We start from the raw sequence: 17,222 nt of genomic DNA on the forward strand, positions 1-17,222 counted from the left end.
TAGAAAGAAAAGGCAGGTGAGAACATTGATAACGCGTGAAGTTTTACTAGATTTTATGAAAGAGACGGCGTATAAGCCGATGACGTATCATGAGCTGGAGCAGCACTTCGTGCTGGAGAGCGCAGAGGAGTTCAAAGCGTTTCTCAAGCTGCTCAATGAGCTCGAGAATGAAGGACTTATTCTTCGTACGCGCAACGAACGGTACGGGGTGCCGGAGCGGATGAATCTGCTGCGCGGCAAGCTGCAGGCGCATGCCAAAGGCTTCGGCTTCCTCATTCCCGACGACCGGGATCAACCGGATGTGTACATCCATGCCAACGACATGGGGACGGCGATGAACGGGGATATCGTGCTCGTGCGGATCACGTCGAAGAGCCCGTCCGGCGGCCGGATGGAGGGCGAAGTCGTACGGGTGGTCACCCGGGGCAATACGCAGATCGTCGGTCTGTTCCAATCCCACGAGGAGTATGCGTTTGTTATCCCGGACGACAAGCGGGTAGTGCGGGATATTTTTATTCCGAAGGAATCGTTCGGCGGTGCTATGGATGGCCATAAGGTCGTCGTAAAAATTGTATCGTACCCGGAAGGACGAGCAGCGGCGCAAGGCGAAGTGGTGGAGATTCTGGGTCATAAAAACGATCCGGGCGTCGATATTCTCTCGATTATTCGCAAGCACCGGCTGCCCGAAGCGTTCCCGGATGAGGTGATGGAAGAAGCCTCGGCTGTCCCGGAGGTGATCGCGGAAGAGGATCTGAAGGGCCGCCGCGATTTACGCGGCAAACGTATCGTTACGATTGACGGGGAAGATGCCAAAGACTTGGACGATGCCGTCAACGTGGAGCGGCTGCCGAACGGCAATTATGTGCTCGGCGTGCATATCGCTGACGTCAGCTATTATGTGCGCGAGGGCTCGCCGCTTGACAATGAAGCGTACAACCGCGGGTGCAGCGTGTATTTGGTGGACCGGGTCATTCCAATGCTGCCGCATCGGCTGTCCAACGGGATCTGCTCGCTGAATCCGCAGGTGGATCGGCTTACGATGTCCTGTGAGATGGAATTCGACGCGGATGCGAACGTGGTGCGCCATGATATTTTTACAAGCGTGATCAAGACAACCGAGCGGATGACGTATACGAACGTCCGCAAGCTGCTGAGCGAGGAAGCACCGGAGCCGGAGCTGCTGGAGAAATACGCGTACCTGATGGACGACTTCCGTCTGATGGAAGAGCTGGCGATGAAGCTGCGGTCGAAGCGGATGCGCCGCGGTGCGATCGATTTCGATTTTCAGGAATCGAAAATATTGGTCGATGCGGACGGCAAGCCGACGGATATCGTGAAGCGGGACCGGACGATCGCCGAGATGATCATCGAGGAGTTCATGCTGGCGGCGAACGAGACGGTGGCGGAGCATTTTCATTGGCTCAAGGTGCCGTTCCTGTACCGGATTCACGAGGACCCGGACACGGAGAAGCTGCAGCATTTTATGGAGTTCATTACGAACTTCGGCTATGTTGTCCGGGGCAAAGGCAATTCGGTGCATCCGCGGGCGCTGCAGACGCTGCTTGAGGAAATTAAGGGTACAAAGGAAGAAACGGTCATCAGCACGGTGATGCTGCGTTCGATGAAGCAAGCGAAGTACGATTCGGAGAGTCTGGGCCATTATGGTTTGGCCGCGGAATTTTACTCGCACTTCACGTCGCCGATCCGGCGTTACCCAGACCTCGTCATTCACCGCGTCATGCGCGAGGTGCTGGAGAGCGGTACGCTCAGCGAAGCGCGGCATGAGTACTTGGCTTCGCGGATGGACGATATTGCGAAGCAATCGTCCGAGCGGGAGCGGGTGGCGGTCGATGCGGAGCGGGAGACAGAGGCGCTGAAGAAGGCCGAATTCATGCTCGACAAAGTCGGTGAAGAATTCGACGGCATCATCAGCAGCGTGACGAGCTTCGGGATGTTCGTGGAGCTGGATAACACCGTAGAAGGGCTCATCCGTCTATCCGATCTGACGGACGACTATTACCACTTCCATGACGCTCAGCACGCGCTCATCGGCGAGCGCACGTCCAAAATTTATCGCCTTGGCGATGAAGTGAAGGTGCGCATCTCGCGGGTGAACATGGAAGAGCATACCATCGATTTCGAGATGGTCGACATGAAACCGCGGCCGCAGAAGATGAGCCTGGTCGACGCGCTGAACGCTGTGCGCAAGACCAAGCGCGACGGCCGTCCCGGCCGGGCAGGCAAAGCCGCCGCAGGCGCAGCACGCACTGGACGCGCAGAGCGCCCCGGGAAGCGCAGCGCAGGCGGCAACGGCCGCGGGAAGGGCCCGGCAGCCGCGAAGACGCGTGCGCTGGAGGCGGTGCGCACGGGCGAGGGCGCCACGGCGACCGGCCGTGCCGCAGGGCGCAAAAGCGCCAAAGCCGTGGGCAAGGCAGCCAAAGGCGGCGGCGTGGGCATCGGCTTCGCCAAGAAGAAGCGCAAAAAGACCGTCAAGCGCTAGTTCCCCTTGATTTCCGGGGATGGAGTTGGTACAATGGACTCCATCCCTCTGTTTGGAAATCGGTATGGGAAGGAGCGGCTACGGGGGCATGAGCAAAAAAAGCGATGGAAAAGTGCTGGCGCAGAACAAAAAAGCGTCTCACGATTATTTTATCGAGGATACTTACGAATGCGGCCTGGTGCTGACCGGTACGGAGATCAAATCGCTGCGGCTCGGACGAGCCAATATCGGCGATGCGTTCGCGACGATCCGCAACGGCGAAGCGTTCGTGCACAATATGCACATCAGCCCATTCGAGCAAGGCAACCGGTTTAACCCCAGCGATCCGACGCGGGCCCGCAAGCTTCTTCTCAAGAAAGTCGAGATTAACAAACTGCTGGGCCAATCGAAGCAGGAAGGCTATACGCTGGTGCCGCTCAAGGTGTATGTGCGCAACGGCTATGCGAAGCTGCTGCTCGGCTTGGGTAAAGGGAAAAAGCAATACGATAAGCGCGATACGGCGGCGAAGCGCGATGCTCAGCGGGATATTCAGCGAGCGCTGCGCGAGAAGCAGAAGGTCGCAAGGTAACGTTTTGGCGGAAATTCGCCAGTATGTTTAGGTTCTGGTATCGCTTCCAACAACTCGCCCCTTCATTTTGCTCAAGGATATGTTATAATGAAAGGGCACTTGGGGAAGTGCACAGCTTTTATAGCAGAAGTCAGCAGAAGTTGTAGGTAAGTTTTTTTCATAACCTTTTTAATTAGGGTCTCCCATCCGATGGGAGATCCACCTATGCGGGGACGTTCTTGGATTCGACGGGGATAGTTCGAGCATGGGTTGCGGGTAGTGGGGACGCGTCCGCTTTATCAACGCTAAAGCCAATTAAATGGCAAACAACAACAACAACTCGCTTTCGCAGCTTAATAACCTGTGACGCGGCTTCTACCCTGCATCGCCCATGTGCCGGGATAGGGGCTCAACCTTAGTGGGATACGCTGTCTAGTCTCCGCCTGCGGCTAGCTGAAGAAGATAATCAGGCTGACCTAACGCGTAGCCGGTTACGGGGCGACGCTCGGGTGACATCAAAACTGTGACTACACCCGTAGAAGCCTGTGTGGCGTTATCTTCGGACAGGGGTTCGACTCCCCTCGTCTCCATTTAAGTACAAAAGAGCACCGACCGAAAAAGGTCGGTGCTTTTATTTTAGGAGAAACGAAAGCAGAAAAAATATAACATTTTATGTGTTATTTTTCCGATATAGATATAAGGATGAATAAGGCAGAGCAGATCCTAGCAAAAGTTTATTTTCAGTTATCGAAGAGGATGGGGCCAAGAAATCGGAATTACTTTTCGCAGAGTATTTTTGCAGCAAAATATTTAACCATGTCTTTCGTAACGGGGTGAAGTAGATGAATAGTAGAACAATGATTAGTTTGTTTATTGTTTTCTTGTTGCTTCTCGGAGCCTTGGATTTTCGTGCCGGAGTTGCAAGTGCGAATGACCGCCTTGATTTTAGGGAAGGCGATTACCTGGTAAGTCTCCTTCAAGAAGGGGATGGATACAATCGCGTTTTTAAATTCGCGCCGGGTAATCGAATTACAGCTACGAATACGAAGCTTCGCTTGTTTATCAATGCACGTGAAATTGAGTCTAAGGAGTATACGGTTGATTATGAGAACAGCACCATAACGATGCGTAATGCTCCCGACTTAGGGGCCGAAATTTCCATTAAATACTTAATCAGCCCTACCTTTGAATGGGGAGAAGGAGAGTCGGGCACGGACAAAATTGGAAATGCTCTTTCCGAGGGGGATGGTTCAACGCGAGTTTTTAAAGTAACTTCCCGTTATATTATCAACTCCAGTAAAAATGTCAGTTTATACATAGATGGTTCTAAAGTCCGATCTTCGGAATTTACCTTTAACCATGAGAATAATACGGTAACGGTCTTAGAAAAACGCCGGGCACCGGGCGCGAAGTCGAAAATTTACTTTTATTTTCCCAAAACTTCCATTGCCGGTGTCCAACCATCCCGCGGGGAATCTACATCGAATCCTCCGTCAGGCTCGGTTGCAGCCCCATCTACCAATACTTCCGTTAAACCGGAATTCCAAGTACCTGGCGGAGCAAGCTTTCCCGGCACAGTTGCGCTAAACCCGGATCATACACTCACGGTGAATACGACAGCTGCAACTTCACAGCCGACCTATTTTACCTATTTAATGGTCAAAAATGCGAAGGGCAAGCTTGTTAAGCAAATCCGAGTTACCCCCAATAGCCCTTCAACTTATTCATTGAGCAAGCTTGGGCTGCCATCGGGGGGATATTACTTTTATTTGAAGACTGTCAATCAATCGGGTGGATTGGCGGCATCGATCCCTCAATTCGTTCCGATTAACAATGAACCGCAAACTATTCAAGTCTTTATTGGCGGACAAATGCAAGCTTATGCACAGGCACCTGTAAATTGGAACGGTAGCACGCTTGTTCCGCTTCGGGCCATTTTCGAATCGCTCGGCGCAGCAGTGGAATGGGAAAGCACCACCCAAACGGTCACGGCAACAAGAGAAGGCAAAACGATCGTATTAACGATTGGTTCCGGTATAGCTTATGTGAATGGCGTTCCTGTAACTTTGAGTGCACCCGCACAATTAATCAATGGAAGCACCATGGTTCCTGTTCGATTCGTGAGTGAAGCTCTAGGGGGAGTTGTAGAGTGGAACGAGGCATCCAAGTCGGTTATTGTTTTTCAAAATAAGCCCGTTATTCCTACGACCGCTGAAAGCGAGAAAACTCCAATCGAGGCGGGAGTGCAGGAACCGTCCGAACCGTCGGCTTCTTCGCCTATTTTACAAAACATATCGAAAGGGATTACGAATTCTTCCGATATCGTTTTTGTAATTGACGTTACAGGCAGTATGGGGGAAGTCATCGACTATGTGAAAGAAACGGTCAGCAGCTTCGTGGATTCCGTCCCATCCGGCTCTAATTTTGCTATCGTTGCTTATCGGGATATTAATTTTGTGGATATTTATAATCCGGATTTCGAGTTTTTTGATTTCACGAATAATAAAGATTTGTTAAAGGCGCAATTAGATAACTTAGTGGCTTCCGGGGGAGAAGATCTGGAGGAATCCGGATTGGAGGCTATTGATATGGCGCTTCAAAAATTATCAGGGAGCAAGAACTCCAAAAGAATCATCTTTATAACCGATGCCCCTGTTCACGATAAAGGCACCTCGCAAGGAATGTCCGGCTTCTTTCTCGAAGAAATTATCTCTAAACTGCAAACGAATCATGTTACTCTTGATGCCATTGCACCGCAAAGCGGATTGGCCTACGAGCAAATTATCAAGCTTGTGCAAAGTAATCATGGTACCTTGTACGACATTAACGATGCCAATCTAATGCAGCTGCATTAATTTTTGGACTAGCAAGCAGCCTGCACTCTACTCTGGGATCACGCAGAGGCGGCGGATTGTGGTTTTGCCAAATGAAGTGCCCTCCGTCAAGTAGACAGTGAAAAAAGAAAAAGCTCTGGCACCGGCCATATCGTTATGGTTGGTGCCATTTTTTTGCTGCTGAACTGAAAAGGTATTGCCTGTATTCCACAATTGCTGCTTACAGTTCTTCGTACGTATTGAACTTATTGAGATAAGTTCGTTCAGGTTTATAGGGAGTGGATTGAAAAGTCGCATAAAATGCGGCTTTTTCTGGTTTGACCCAAGCCATCACAGGATTTGACAGGCGATTCGGATTCAAGGCTTTGGTCGGCTGTATCGGCTTATTTTTCGTTTCTCCAATCATTTGGGCCGAGATGACGTTTAAAAAAAGATTGACTAAGAATGAAATCCAAGATAAACTTAAGCAGTAATTTAGTAAATCAGTAATCTAATAATCCAGTAATTTAGTAAATGGGAATGAGGGATAAAGTATGAAATTACCTGCTGTCTTCAAGCACAGACCTATTGTCGTGTCGGAAAACTATGAGCAGGTTGACTGTCGATTCGCCGGTAACACAGATGCGAAAGGTTTTTCCCTGGGGTTGGCCCAGCGCAGCGATAGAGGAAAGGCTGCTATTTCCACCAAGCTCTGAACGCAGATGACGAGATGATCGGCGAGCGTCTGCGTCCGTTATCGCAAATATTAAAGGATATGGGGTATTAAAAATGTTTTCCAATCGTTATGTTCGAACTATTATCCTTTCCCGGGTGCTGCTGCAGTTGGGAATATGGATCCGGAACTATGCCGTCCTTCTTTATGTTACCGAATTGACAAATAATAACCCGGTTTATGTATCGCTGATTTCGGTTGCGGAATTCGCTCCGATTTTTCTGTTCGGACTTATTGGCGGGACCTTTGCCGACCGATGGCGGCCGAAGAGGACAATGGTATGGAGCGATCTGCTGTCTGCCTTGTCCGTTGTGACTGTGCTGCTTGCCGTCATGAACGGCGGATGGATTGCTCTTCTCGTCGGATCATTTATTTCCGCCAGCCTGTCTCAATTTTCTCAGCCTTCGGGCATGAAACTATACAAGCAGCATGTGCTGGGGGATCAACTGCAGGGCGTGATGGCAATATCCCAAACTCTTGTTGCTGTCTTTATGGTGTTGGGTCCCGTTATCGGCACGTTTATTTTCATCCGGTTTGGAATTAACGTATCTCTGATTCTGACGGCAGTTCTGTTCCTGGGGTCTTCGCTGATATTATCATCACTTCCACGTGATGCGGAAGAACCGAAGTCCGGGGATGCCGGCAGCTTCATGAAGGAATTGACGGGCGGGCTGCGCTATATCGGGTCGAATCAATCCTTAAGAACACTCAGCCTGACTTTCTCGGCTGTCGGGTTAGCGTCAGGACTGACTCAGCCGCTTCAGATCTTCCTTGTCATCGAGAAATTGGGATTGAACAAAGAATCTTTGCAATGGTTTGTTATGGCCAACGGGGCAGCCATGTTGGTAGGCGGAATTGCCATCATGGGGATAGCCAAAAAGGTGAAGCCGCAGCTGTTGCTCATGGTAGGCTTGCTTGTCGCCGCCGTCTGTACGATTGGAATAGGCGCCTCTACCACGATCTGGCTGACAATCGTTCTTTTGGTGATCAGCGGTTTGTTTTACCCTTGTATTCAAGGCGGAATCCAGACGCTTATTGTGCGGAACACGGAAGGGGCATTTATTGGCCGGGTATCCGGCGCGATTACGCCTGTTTTTATGGGGATGATGGTGATTGGCATGTTCCTATCCGGCTATTTGAAGGAATCGTTTTCCCTGTTGGCCGTATATGTCGTGAGCGGTGGTTTGATTATTGCCGGCGCACTTTTGCTAACCCCTCTTATTGCTGAGAAAGGACGAAAAGATGAGAGAGGAAAGGCATCATAACGGATTGACTATGGGGGCCTAAGGCAGATTAGTTTAGGATCATTTAAAACAGCGGTAGTCCGGGACTTTTTTCCGTCCAAGACTGCCGTTTGTTCATTTACCGGGGGCTTTTGACTCACGCGGATTGACTAACGTTGCAATCCAAGATAAGATGAAACAGTCATTTAGTGGGTCAGTAAATCAGTAAATGAAAAGAGGGAACGAATATGAAAATACCTACGACCTTAAAACATAAGCCTGTAGTCGTGTCGGAAAATTATGAGCAGATTGACGGCCGACTCGCTCGAAATACAGATGCAAAAGGCCTTTCTTTAGGATTGGCCCAGTGGAACGATAGAGGGAAGATTGATATTTCCGCTAAGGTATGGAGATACACGGGCGAAAAATGGTCAAGGCAATCGGAGGAACTGCCTCTTCATCGCGTTCTTGATTTGTCCATTCTGATTTGTCGGTCCTTGGCGCATTTTCGCGAAGCGTACAGATACGAGCATCTATATGATCCGCAGCAGCCTGTCATCGACCGGGTTGGCTTGCAAGGGGATGCCATGACCGTAGCGATATGTACGGACAATGAGAGAATTAATGAAGATATCAAGCTGTTCAGCCAAGCTTTAAGCGAGGACGATGAAATGATCGGCGAACGCCTGCGTACATTATCAAGAATATTGAAGGAAATGGGATATTGAAGAAGATGAAATAAAGTAAAAAGCATCGGCCTAGGCGGCCGGTGCTTTTGTTTTGCGGAAATTCAGGAGATCAGTACTTGATCTTAAGACTTTCTCCGTTAACATATACGCCTTCCGAACGGGTAATCGGCAGCTTTTGTTCTGCGCTAAAGCCGATTGTTTCTCCGTCCCTTAAAGATACGTTATATTCCACCACATAACCGGAAATGTCGATCAGAAAATCGCGCAGCTCGGCAGGAGAGGTCTGACTGTCCAGCACTTCGATTTCATCTTTGCCAAAGGATTTCAGCCCGTGGGTATAGCCGTTCATTCCTGTCTCGGTTCCGACCAGACCAATGTGAACCAAATTCAACAATGGAAAAGCGTCATCCGATTTCATCATTTCAGCCATTTCCAGAAAAAGCTCCGGTTGAAACACGGTACCGGATGAGTAGAGCCCAATAGCATTGGGAAGCTTCAAGCAGCTGGCCGCCAGCTTAGTGTAAAGCCTGCCGCTGCCGAGCGGAGAGCCGGATCGGGTAAATACGGCCACAATCATTTGGGCGACATGGGTTTTGGTAATGTCCGCGGCTTCTCGCCACAGGTAGTTGCCCTGTGCATAATGCTCCGCCTCTCCGTTCGGTATAGGAGCATCGACAAAGCTTAAGGCTGCAGTGAAGCCGTCCACTTCGAAGACAAGGATTCCTTCTTTTTCTTCCTGGGGGTGGCCTTCTCCCTCTGCCGATGAGCAGGAGATGTTCCAATCCTGCAGAAGGTGTTCCTTTACCTGATCAAGATCGCACTCCGAAGAGTTCAGCAGAACGAACCCGTTAAAAATGCCGGACCCGGATGAATCGTCCTGAGATTCCGCGTCGCCTTCTTGTGTTTGTGCAGCCTCAATAGCAGCTGCCTGCTTCATCCAGTACTCGCGGATCATCTCCACCATAGCAATGGCTTCCTGCTTCGCAGTAGCCGGGTCGTAGGGCTGCATCTCACTGAATATGTGGCCGCAATGCTCCGTATCGGATGGATCTTCATAACCGCCGCAGACGGCAAGGAGCCACTTGCCAAGCAATGTTTTTTTGTACTTGAATATGTAGTAATGCATGTCATGCAAATCAAATTCTCCTGCGATTTCAATTTTGCTGGGTATTCGCCCGAGCTCGCGTTCATCCGCTAACCAGTCAATCATGGACTGCATGGCCGCTTGTTGTTGGGCTGTCATTTTATCCTCTCCTAGTCGAAGTATGCACTCTATCCATTGTATATATTACCAAACGGTGGAGCAAATCGGGCTAATAGATTGCTTCCTATCATTATTTCGATTTCACACTTTCAACCTATATTTCCATGACATTCCTAGATGTTTCAAGTATAATTCGAATTGGGACCATTTACCTATGCTGTAGAAATTTTTTAAAGGGATGTGACTAGATAATAGATGCCGATCAGTTTTGTACGAAGTTGTTCCAATGAGAGCGAGCACGAGGAGATCCATCACAACCACCTAGAAAGGATGATAGCGACATGTACAGAGTGCTAAAAATGTTTAGACTGACGATCTTACAATTTTCAATGTTGCTTATGGCGATGCTTTTTATTTCAAATTTTGTGTATGCTTCATCTGACAGTAATTCCAATCAATCGTCTAAGTTCATCAATGTTACAGCCGACTATGGAAGATCATTTGCAGTTAAAGCAGATGGGACCGTATGGGGATGGGGGCTGGGTTTGAATGATAAGGGTGAAATGGTAGGTTATCCGAATCTCATTAAGACCCCTGTAAAAATCCCATATCTGAATAAAATAACGAAAGTTGTAGGTAACAGTTTCCAACTGGCTCTAAGATCAGATGGTACGGTATGGTCCTGGGGTTATAATGCTGAAGGACAACTAGGTGACGGAACTAATATTTATAAATCTAAACCTACACAAGTAGTTGGTTTACATGATGTAATTTCCATATCAGTAGGGAGCCATCATTCGCTTGCTTTGAAATCCGATGGGACAGTATGGACTTGGGGCCTTAATTCACACGGTGAATTAGGCGATGGAACTACTGTTAATAGATTTACCCCGGTTCAAGTGAAGGAATTATCAGATGTTACTGCAATCGCAGGGGGATATGAAAAATCAAAAGCAGTCAGGTCAGACGGAACGGTTTGGGAGTGGGGAGATTTAGTTGACGGTTCTACTTACCAAACTACTCCAAAACAAATTTTAGGGATAGAAAATGTAATAGCTATTGAGAATGGGTCAAATGCAACAGGCATTAAGAATGGGTCAAATTTAAGTACGCTGGCACTAAAATCTGATGGTACAGTATGGAGTTGGGATGATTATCGTCCAAATCCTTCCCAAATTTCGAATCTGAACAATATTGTATCTATATCAAATGGGATTGCCTTAAAAGCTGATGGAACTGTTTTGTCGGTTAGACATGACATAATGAATGATCAGCTCGTTATCACACCAATAACGATAAACGATGTCGTTTTTATTTCAGGAAGAACATATGATTTTCCGCAGCATGGCTTAGCAATTAAAAAAGATGGAACAGTGTGGGCATGGGGAAGCAACTACTGGGGACAATTAGGTGATGGGACACTTGAAGATAAAACCAATCCGGTCCGAGTAAGCTTCCCGAATGATGATCAACCCGGCTCTCACTTTGTTACAGGCTCTGTATATGGTATAGAAGGCATACCCGTAGAGTATGCTACGGTAACGGCCAGCACATACAACGAATCATGGACAGTAACAACGGACACCTATGGAAAGTATGCCCTCTCGGTTCCAACGGGAATCTACAGCATGAAGGTTTTTGCAAATGGATACATGGAAAGTACGAAATCAAACGTAAATGTAACCTCAAACGTATATGAAACGGCCGATTTTAACTTGGCAGGTTATGGCGGATTTATTAAGTTGGCGTTGAAAGATAGTAACGGCGAGCCTTTGTCGAATCCTTTTGTATCGATTAAGAAAACGGACAATAGCTTTAGTTATTCCGGCTTAGTTTATGGGAAGACCGAATGGGTGCATCCTTTAAGTGTCGGAAATTATGATGTTACCATTGGCGACGTTACTCGTCGTAATATTGGTATAGAGCTTAACAAGTTATATGTCTTTGATCCGTCAATCCCTGTTCCGACAACGAGTGTAATTCAAGGCAGGGTAAGTGGTGTTGAGGGCCTTCCTGTAGAGCATGCTACGGTTACAGCAAGCACATCCAACCAATCATGGACGGTAACAACGGATGTCTATGGCAGATATGCCCTCTCCGTTCCATCGGGAATCTACAATTTGAAGGTTTTCGCAAATGGATACATGGAAAGCTCGAAATCAAACGTAACTGTCACCTCAAGTGTGTACGAAGCGGTTGATTTTAACTTGGCAGGCTATGGCGGATTTATCAAATTAATATTCAAAGATAGCAGCGGTAAGCCTATGCAAAATCCCTTCGTATCGATTAAAAAAACGGATAGTAATTTCAGTTATTCGGGGGCAGTGTTCGGCAAAACCGAATGGGTGTATCCTTTAAGCGCGGGAACTTATGATGTTACCATCGGTGACGTTACTCGTCGTAATATCAAGATCGAACTGAATAAGTTGTATGTTTTTGACCCATCCATATTTGGTGTAATTCGAGGCAAGGTACATGGCATTGAAGGCATGCCCGTGGAGTATGCGACGGTAACAGCGAGCGCCTATAACCAATCGTGGACAGTAACAACGGATGTCTATGGCAGATATTCTCTCTCGGTTCCAGTGGGAGCTTACACCTTGAAGACTTCTGCGAATGGTTACGTGGAAAATATAAAATCCAATGTAAATGTAACCTCAAGTGTATACGAGAATGTCGATTTTAACTTGGTAGGCAACGGCGGGTTTATTAAACTGGTATTTAAAGATAGTAGCGGCAAGCCTTTGCCAAACGCATTCGTATCGATTAAAAAAACAGATAATAGCTTTGGGTATTCGACGGAAGTTTACGGGAAAACCGAATGGGTATATCCTTTAAGCGTCGGAAATTATGATGTTACCATTGGCGACATCACTCGTCGTAATATAAAGATCGAACATAATAAATTATCCGTTTTTGACCCATCCATATTTGGTGTAATTCGAGGCAAGGTACATGGCATTGAAGGTCTTCCCGTGGAGAATGCGACGGTAACAGCTAGCACATACAACCAATCATGGACAGTAACCACGGATGTCTATGGCAGATATGCCTTCTCGCTTCCATCGGGAATCTACACCTTAAGGTCTTCCGCGAATGGTTACATGGAAAGCTGGAAATTCAATGTTAATGTAACCTCAAACGTATATGAAACGGCCGATTTTAACTTGGTAGGTAGTGGCGGGTTTATTAAACTGGTAATCAAAGATAGCAGTGGCAAGCCTTTGCCAAAAGCATTTGTATCAATTAAAAAAACGGATAGTAGCTTTGGTTTTTCAACGGAAGTTTATGGTAAAACCGAATGGGTATATCCTTTAAGTGTAGGAAATTATGACGTTACGATTGGAGATGTTATTCGTCGTAATATCAAGATCGAATTTAATAAGTTATACGTTTTCGATCCTTCAATCCCTGTCCCAACAACAAGTGTAATTCAAGGCAGGATCAGTGGTGTTGAGGGACTCCCCGTGGAGTATGCTACGGTAACAGCTAGCACATACAACCAATCATGGACAGTAACAACGGATGTCTATGGCAAGTATAATCTCACGGTTCCATCGGGAATCTACACCTTGAATGTTTTTGCAAATGGATACATGAAAAGTTCGCAATCCAATGTAAACGTAACCTCAAATGTATACGAAACGGTTGATTTCAGCTTGGCAGGCTATGGCGGATTTGCTAAATTCGTGTTCAAAGATAGTAACGGCAAACCTTTGACCAACCCATTCGTATCGATTCAAAAAACGGATAATAGCTTCAGTTACTCAGGGATAGTTTATGGAAAGAATGAATGGGTATATCCTTTAAGCGTAGGAACTTATGATTTTACGATTGGCGATGTTACTCGTCGTAATATTAAAATCGAGCTTAATAAGCTATCCGTCTTTGATCCTTCAATCCCTGTTCCAACAACAAGAGTAATTCAAGGCAAGATACGTGGTGTCGAGGGCCTCCCTGTGGAGCATGCTACGGTAACGGCTAGCACCTACAACCAATCATGGACAGTAACGACGGATGTCTATGGAAATTATGCACTTTCGGTTCCTTCAGGAGTATACAATTTGATGGTTTTCGCAAATGGATATGTGGAAAGTTCGAAATCCAATGTAAATGTAACCTCAAATGTATACGAAACGGCTGATTTTAACTTGGTAGGCTATGGCGGATTTATTAAATTGGTTTTCAAAGATAGTAACGACAAGCCTCTGACAAACCCATTCGTATCGATTAAGAAAACGGACAATAGCTTTAGTTATTCAGGAGTCGTTTATGGGAAAACCGAATGGATGTATCCTTTAAGCGAAGGAAGCTATGACGTGACGATTGGTGATGTTACTCGTCGTAATATTAAGATTGAGCTTAATAAGTTATCCATTTTCAATCCTGCAGATTAGTCTGACCCCATTCTACGCCGAAACAAGTCTGGGACGAATTGTGGTTTTGCCAAGCCACGATTCGTCTCCATATAAATCTTATACAGGAGGTTAAATTCGTGTCATCCACCATCTATAAATTGATACCTGAGGATGTACATTTTGTGCCTGAAAAAGCAAACGTAGAGCAAGTACGGTCCTATCTGGCCTCCATATTCCCGACCGATAAGATATCGGTAGAGCAATCGGAAGAGATTCAATTCGTCGATCAGGGTGAAAACTTCGTTCAAATCACGTGTCCGAGCTGCGACACGGTGATTGAATTAAAATGGTGGCACCAAGCGATGGATAACGCATGGCAAAGCACCTTCAAGGACTTGGACGTGCAGCTCCCTTGCTGTTCGGCGCATACTACGCTTCACGGCCTTCATTATGATTTCCCGGCAGGATTCTCGCGTCTTATTTTTGTAATCGAGAACCCCGAGGAAGAAGTGACAGCAGAGCAGTTGAGAAGGGTTGAACAGCTATTGGGATGCGAAATTCGTATGGTGAATGCTCGTTATTAACAAGCAAGAAGTCGCAAAAGTCGCAGAGTAAGCTTAAATTATTGCAGCCAATGTATGTTTTGTTTTTCTCGCTCCTGGCCTGTGGGATGCTATGGAGCATTGCCGCGGCCTTGGCGATCCCCGACAAATTAGTTATTGACTAATCACTAATAACATGATACATTTTCATTTAGTTAGTGATTGATAAATAACTATTGAGGTGAGACCATTGAACAAAGCAATTGTGATAGGTGCAACTGGCGGTACCGGCGCTTCGGTTACGGAGGAACTGGTTAGAAGAGGGATTCGAACGGTCGCCTTCGGGCGATCCCGCGGGAAGCTTGAGCAGCTCAAGGCCAACCTGGGTAACCCGCATCATTTGACGATTGCCGTAGGCGACGCTTTCCGTCCGAATGACATCATCACGGCTTCGGAAGGTGCGGACGTTCTGTTTCACTGCGCAAACGTGCCGTATCACGAGATGGTGAGCAAGCTGATTCCGCTGGGCGAATCCGTGATGGAAGCCGCCAACCGGCTTAGACTGAAGGTAGTCGTGATCGACGGTATCTATCCCTATGGAAGAAGACAGATGGACCGGGCGACCGAGGATCATCCGAAGCAGCCGCATACGAGGAAAGGCAAGATTAGGCTTGCTTACGAGCGAATGCTCTTCGAAGATCGATGGAGCCAGGCTAAGGTGATGATCGTCCGCTTGCCGGACTATTACGGTCCCACGGCGAACGAGGCCTCCTATCTGGGCTCTACGCTCGAAGCTATTGCGGCGGGCAAAATGACTTTTTTCATCGGCAATATGCGTGTCCCACGGGAGTATGTCTACTTGCCGGACGCTGCGTTCATGATTGCGGAGCTCGCTGCCAGGGACGAGGCTTACGGGGAGAACTGGCATATTCCGGGCGCGGGCTTGATCTCGGGCAAGGAAATCGTGCGAATTGCCCGGCGAGCAAGCGGGAGCAGCAAACCGGTCATTCCGCTCGGAAGAGGCGGGCTATCCTTGCTTGGCATGGCGGTGCCGGTCATGAAGGAGGTCGTGGAGATGCTCTATTTGACCGAAGAGCCGCTTGTGCTGAGCGGGGACAAATACAAGCGGTTGATCGGACCGGTGCGGGCGACGTCCTTTGAAGAAGGAATCACGAATACGGTGCGCGAGCTGATCAAGAAAAAATAACGTTCATTTTAGCTAAAAGTAATTGATTAATCACTACCAATATTGGAGGAAAAGGAAATGAAGCATCTGATTATCTATACGCATCCAAGAAAAAGAAGCTTTAACCATGCGATTCTGGAGACAGTAACAGCAAGCTTACGTCAAGAGGGGGACGAGGTGATCGTACGGGATCTATACGACATCGGTTTCCAGCCCGTGCTTGGCCCGAGCGAATTGCTCGGCGGGGTGGGAGAGGATGTCGTCCGGGAGCAAAGCTACGTATCGTGGGCGGAACATGTCATATTCATCTATCCACTATGGTGGACGGGAATGCCTGCTATGCTGAAAGGGTATATCGACCGCGTATTTTCGTACGGATTCGCTTATAAGTATGACGATGGGGTTCAAGTCGGACTGCTGGCGGGCAAGAAAGCAACACTCATCCATACGCAAAACAAGTCGAGCGAACAATATGAAGCAAGCGGTATGGGGAATGCGCTGCGTCTTACGATAGATGAAGGAATACTCGCGTATTGTGGCTTTGAGGTAAATCGTCATTTCGTATTCGATTCGATCCTCTCTTCAACCGTTGAGCATAGGCAGGCATGGCTCGCTCAGCTCTCGGAAACAACTCTATTTCATTCTTGATTAAATGGTCCGAAAAAGAGTAAGATGGTTTTGCAAGGAGGAATGCAACCGATGGGAAGAAATAAGGAATTCGATACGACCGTCGTGCTTCGCAAGGCCATGGAGGTGTTCGGACATTACGGATATGAAGGCACTTCGCTGCAAATTTTGCTTGATGGCTTAGGGATTGCCCGGCAAAGCTTGTATGACACCTACGGTACGAAAAAAGACCTCTTCATCTCCGCAGTCAAGCATTACACGAACGAGAAAAGTGCAGCCGTGCTCACGAGACTTGATCGTTCCGGTTCGGTCAAGGCGGCCGTTGCGGATATTTTTCGCGAGATCGCGGCGGTGTTGAAGGACGAGGCCCGGCGTAAGGAGTGCTTCATCATGCACAGTGCCATCGACCAGGTCCCTCACGTTCCCGAAATCGCCGCGTTCTTCGAGCAAGATGCTTCCCGATTGGAAGAGGCATTCTATCAGGCATTGGTGCGCGCGTACGAGCAAGGTGAATTAAGCGAACGTCATAGCGATCTGAGGGCGCTTGCCCGCTATTTGAACCATTCCAGATATTCGCTGACCCAAGCCGCTAAATTGACTTCCGATCCGAAAGTTCTGGACGATATTGTAAAAGTGACGCTTTCTGCGTTGGATTCCTGAACGGAGCGGTTCTAGGCTGCATGGCCGGACGCTTCATTCTTTTTTGACAGTATTAGACTGTTTGGTCCAAAAATGGGGGTACTGCGCACAGCAAAATACCGTGACCGAAATGATATCGCTGAATTTAGCAGGCAGCTTCC

General features: G+C 47.8%; 12 protein-coding genes, 1 other RNA gene and 1 pseudogene. 13 read left to right on the plus strand and 1 reads right to left on the minus strand.

Annotation, left to right across the window (positions count from 1 at the left end; translation table 11 throughout):
• Positions 1-25: 25 nt before the first annotated feature.
• The 8 genes and pseudogenes from rnr (at position 26) to KQX66_RS18780 (ending at position 8,544) form a co-directional block, all read left to right on the plus strand.
• Complete coding sequence (gene rnr, locus KQX66_RS18750; RefSeq protein WP_216794461.1) at positions 26-2,500, plus strand: ribonuclease R; 2,475 nt, start codon at positions 26-28, stop codon at positions 2,498-2,500.
• A gap of 88 nt (positions 2,501-2,588) precedes the next feature.
• On the plus strand, positions 2,589-3,068 hold the full coding sequence (gene smpB, locus KQX66_RS18755) for an SsrA-binding protein SmpB (protein WP_025845132.1): 480 nt from the start codon (positions 2,589-2,591) through the stop codon (positions 3,066-3,068).
• A 208-nt stretch (positions 3,069-3,276) separates the two neighbouring features.
• Positions 3,277-3,640: a transfer-messenger RNA gene (ssrA, locus tag KQX66_RS18760) on the plus strand.
• A 249-nt stretch (positions 3,641-3,889) separates the two neighbouring features.
• Positions 3,890-5,902: a stalk domain-containing protein gene (locus tag KQX66_RS18765; protein ID WP_216794344.1), complete on the plus strand. Its 2,013-nt coding sequence runs from the start codon at positions 3,890-3,892 to the stop codon at positions 5,900-5,902.
• A 512-nt stretch (positions 5,903-6,414) separates the two neighbouring features.
• Positions 6,415-6,573 (plus strand): annotated as a pseudogene (locus KQX66_RS18770) (DUF6530 family protein); the annotation flags it as partial.
• 17 nt (positions 6,574-6,590) lie between these two features.
• Positions 6,591-6,647 carry a hypothetical protein gene (locus KQX66_RS38725; RefSeq protein WP_438804201.1) on the plus strand — a complete coding sequence of 19 codons (57 nt, stop codon included), beginning with the start codon at positions 6,591-6,593 and terminating at the stop codon, positions 6,645-6,647.
• Positions 6,648-6,649: 2 nt separating this feature from the next.
• Entirely contained in the window at positions 6,650-7,858 is a 1,209-nt protein-coding gene (locus KQX66_RS18775; RefSeq protein WP_216794345.1) for an MFS transporter, read from the plus strand.
• 206 nt (positions 7,859-8,064) lie between these two features.
• On the plus strand, positions 8,065-8,544 hold the full coding sequence (locus KQX66_RS18780) for a DUF6530 family protein (RefSeq protein ID WP_216794346.1): 480 nt from the start codon (positions 8,065-8,067) through the stop codon (positions 8,542-8,544).
• 70 nt (positions 8,545-8,614) lie between these two features.
• Here the strand turns inward: KQX66_RS18780 and KQX66_RS18785 are convergent, their stop codons facing one another.
• Positions 8,615-9,748 (minus strand): DUF4261 domain-containing protein, encoded by a 1,134-nt coding sequence (locus KQX66_RS18785; RefSeq protein WP_216794347.1) that lies wholly within the window; start codon positions 9,746-9,748, stop codon positions 8,615-8,617.
• 302 nt (positions 9,749-10,050) lie between these two features.
• Between KQX66_RS18785 and KQX66_RS18790 the strand changes: the two genes are divergently transcribed.
• The 5 genes from KQX66_RS18790 (at position 10,051) to KQX66_RS18810 (ending at position 17,082) form a co-directional block, all read left to right on the plus strand.
• Entirely contained in the window at positions 10,051-14,106 is a 4,056-nt protein-coding gene (locus tag KQX66_RS18790; RefSeq protein ID WP_216794348.1) for a carboxypeptidase regulatory-like domain-containing protein, read from the plus strand.
• Between the two features lie 98 nt (positions 14,107-14,204).
• A complete protein-coding gene (locus tag KQX66_RS18795) occupies positions 14,205-14,651 on the plus strand; it encodes a hypothetical protein (protein ID WP_216794349.1) in 447 nt (148 codons plus the stop codon).
• A gap of 208 nt (positions 14,652-14,859) precedes the next feature.
• A complete protein-coding gene (locus KQX66_RS18800) occupies positions 14,860-15,816 on the plus strand; it encodes an NAD-dependent epimerase/dehydratase family protein (protein ID WP_216794350.1) in 957 nt (318 codons plus the stop codon).
• Between the two features lie 57 nt (positions 15,817-15,873).
• The gene (locus KQX66_RS18805) at positions 15,874-16,443 is read left to right on the plus strand and encodes an NAD(P)H-dependent oxidoreductase (protein ID WP_216794351.1); all 570 of its coding nucleotides are present in this window, start codon (positions 15,874-15,876) and stop codon (positions 16,441-16,443) included.
• Positions 16,444-16,494: 51 nt separating this feature from the next.
• Positions 16,495-17,082, plus strand: coding sequence for a TetR/AcrR family transcriptional regulator (locus KQX66_RS18810; protein ID WP_216794352.1), 588 nt, complete (start codon positions 16,495-16,497; stop codon positions 17,080-17,082).
• Positions 17,083-17,222: the final 140 nt, after the last annotated feature.

Source organism: Paenibacillus oleatilyticus, from assembly GCF_018998565.1.
In the GTDB taxonomy this organism is placed as follows: domain Bacteria; phylum Bacillota; class Bacilli; order Paenibacillales; family NBRC-103111; genus Paenibacillus_G; species Paenibacillus_G oleatilyticus.